General features: G+C 68.1%; 3 protein-coding genes. All 3 read left to right on the forward strand.

Going from position 1 to position 2,878, the window contains the following annotated elements; all coding sequences use genetic code 11:
* A partial coding sequence (gene mog, locus ACLP25_RS12625) for a molybdopterin adenylyltransferase (protein ID WP_442469538.1) occupies window positions 1-324 on the forward strand: 324 nt, incomplete at its 5' end.
* A 91-nt stretch (window positions 325-415) separates the two neighbouring features.
* Complete coding sequence (locus ACLP25_RS12630) at window positions 416-1,708, forward strand: glutamate-5-semialdehyde dehydrogenase (protein ID WP_442469539.1); 1,293 nt, start codon at window positions 416-418, stop codon at window positions 1,706-1,708.
* Window positions 1,709-2,039: 331 nt separating this feature from the next.
* The gene (locus tag ACLP25_RS12635) at window positions 2,040-2,606 is read left to right on the forward strand and encodes a PadR family transcriptional regulator (protein WP_442469540.1); all 567 of its coding nucleotides are present in this window, start codon (window positions 2,040-2,042) and stop codon (window positions 2,604-2,606) included.
* The last annotated feature ends 272 nt before the right edge of the window (window positions 2,607-2,878 follow it).

Here is a 2,878-nt window from a genome sequence, read left to right on the forward strand (position 1 = left end):
ATTCTGACCACCGGAGGCACAGGGCCGAGCCCGCGCGACGTCACGCCCGAGGCGACCGAAGCGGTGTGCGATCGGATATTGCCGGGTTTTGGCGAGCTCATGCGCGCCACGAGCCTCCTCGAGGTGCCAACCGCAATTCTTTCGCGGCAGATCGCCGGCACGCGCGGTTCGAGCCTCATCATCAACCTGCCAGGCAAGCCGGCGGCCATACGGACCTGCCTCTGCGCCGTCTTCGCCGCCGTGCCTTATTGCATCGACCTCATTGGAGGCGCCCGCCTGGAGACGAATCCGGAATTTTGCGTCGCCTTTCGGCCGAATGGGTGAGCGACAGACGCCTATCCCCGATGTCCCCTTTGGGGTGGCGTTCAGGCCGCGCTTCCGTTAGACGAGGCCGGTTGCAACCGCCGGAAAGCCGATGTCTGCCGCTGCCCAAATTCGTGACCCCGAAGTGGACATCCGGTCGGCGATGCGCGCCATCGGCGCGGCGGCGCGCACCGGCGCACGCGCGCTCGCCAACGCTCAGCCAGCGCAGAAGAACCGAGCGCTGACGGCGGCGGCGTGCATCCTCCGCGAGCGCGCGGGCGACAGTCTCGCCGCGAACGCGCGCGACGTCGCGGACGGCAAGGCCAAGGGGCTAACGCCAGCGTTCCTCGACCGCCTCATGCTGAACGAAGCCCGGATCGAGGGAATTGCGCACGGCCTGGAAGAGGTTGCGGCTTTGCCCGATCCGGTCGGCCGGGTGCTCGCGACTTTCACCCGGCCCAATGGCCTCGTCATCGAGCGGGTGGCGACGCCGCTCGGCGTGGTCGGGGTCATCTACGAGAGCCGGCCGAACGTCACGGCCGACGCCGGGGCGCTATGTCTGAAGAGCGGCAACGCCGTCGTGCTGCGCGGGGGGTCGGACAGCTTCCATTCGTCGGCGGCAATTCACTCATGCCTGGTCGCCGGCCTCCGGGAGGCCGGGCTGCCGGAGGCCGCGATCTCCCGGGCGCCGTTCGCCTCGCGCGTCGCGGTCGGCGAGATGCTGGAGGGCCTTGGGGGGACGCTCGACGTGATCGTGCCGCGCGGCGGCAAGAGCCTGGTCGAGCGGGTGCAGCGGGAGGCGCGTGTGCCGGTCTTCGCCCATCTCGAGGGCGTCGTGCACGTCTACGTCGACCGGGCGGCCGAACTCGACAAGGCGGTCAAGATCGTGGTCAACGCCAAGATGCGCCGCACCGGGATCTGCGGCGCGGCGGAGACCCTGCTCGTCCATCGCGCGGCTGCGGAAGGCATGCTGAAGCCTCTGATCGACGCCCTGATCGCGGCGGGCTGCGAAGTTCGCGGCGACGCGGCCGCGCAAGAGAGCAACGCCCGGGTGAAGCCCGCGACGGACGACGACTGGCGGACCGAATATCTCGACGCGATCATCGCCGTCCGGGTGGTCGACAGCCTCGAGGCGGCGATCGACCACATCGAAACCTTTGGGTCGCACCACACCGACTGCATCGTCACCGAGGACAAGGCGGCGGCGGAAAAGTTCCTGAAGGAGGTCGATTCGGCGATCGTGCTGCACAATGCTTCGACCCAGTTCGCCGACGGTGGGGAGTTCGGCTTCGGGGCCGAGATCGGCATCGCCACGGGCCGGATGCACGCCCGTGGGCCGGTCGGGGTGGAACAACTCTGCACCTTCAAGTACCGCGTCCACGGCGACGGCCAGACCCGCCCGTGACTTGGCGCCGCTTGCGGCCGTCCGAGCCGCCGCGCTGCGGCTGCCATGTCCGAGCCCGTTTTGCGCCTTTTCAAGGTGTTGCAGCGGATTTTCCGGGCGGGTGAATGCCGAGGCCGCCGCCCCTGCGGCCTCGTCCTGAGGGGCGTAGGCGCTTCTGGAGCGTCCTTCGAGACCGCCCGAAGGCCTTCTCCCTAGGCGATCGCAGGTCCGTCGCGCCGGCCGCATCCCGCGCGGAAAAAAGACATCGACCTCCCTTGCGCGAGCTAGCGTCCGATATATCTGTTGGTAAGACATATCTTAGAGTATGTCTTACAAAACCCGGGAGTCAAAAATGTTTCATCGTCACTTTGAGGAACACGTCCGCCACGGCCGCCATGGCGGCTTCGCGCATGGGCCGTTCGGCTGGGGCCGGCGCGGCGGCGGGTTCGGCCCGCGCGAAGGCCGGATGTTCGACGGCGGCGAACTGAAGCTCGTCATCCTCGCGCTCATCGCCGAGAAGCCGCGCCACGGTTACGAGATCATCAAGGAGCTCGGCGAGCGGGTCGGCGGCGACTATTCGCCGAGCCCCGGCGTCGTCTACCCGACTCTCACCATGCTCGAGGAGATGGGCTACGCCAGCGCGAGCCAGGACGAGCAGGGCCGCAAGCTCTACGCGGTCACGCCCGAGGGCGAAAAGCAGCTCGCCGACAACAAGCCCCAGGTCGACGCCATCTTCGCCCGCTTCAGCGAGCGCGAGGAAGCGATCGGTCGCGGCGGGATGGGCTCGGTCATCCGCGCCATGATGAACCTGCGCGTGGCGACGCGGCTTCGCCTGCGCTCCCGCGCCGCGACCCCGGAGCAGGTCCAGGCCATCGTCGACGCGGTCGACGAGGCGGCGAAGAAGATCGAGCGGACGTAAAGACGGCCGACCCGAGGCGCCCGATGGCCGGGCGCCTTCCGGCCAACGCCCGGGCGAGGTTTCTCCTGGCAGCGATCGGACACTTCGCGGTCGCATCGATCGCTGCTTAGGGGCCCGGAGTCGATTATATTGCGGACCTTCAGGCAGATTCCACTTGCGACAGGCTAAGCCCTGGAAAGGGGGACGGGAATGTAACCTGAAACCTTTCGAAGCGATCCAGAGGGTTCGACGCCCTCCCGGTAGAGGCGCAGCCCGCCAGCCGGAAGCGAGTC

The organism is Roseiarcus sp. (assembly GCF_052145395.1).
GTDB lineage: Bacteria > Pseudomonadota > Alphaproteobacteria > Rhizobiales > Beijerinckiaceae > Roseiarcus.

Excerpts from the sequence above, each read along its gene's own strand:
- ACLP25_RS12630 (WP_442469539.1), top strand. The coding sequence starts at position 416 with ATGTCTGCCGCTGCCCAAATTCGTGACCCCGAAGTGGACATCCGGTCG.
- ACLP25_RS12635 (WP_442469540.1), top strand. The coding sequence starts at position 2,040 with ATGTTTCATCGTCACTTTGAGGAACACGTCCGCCACGGCCGCCATGGC.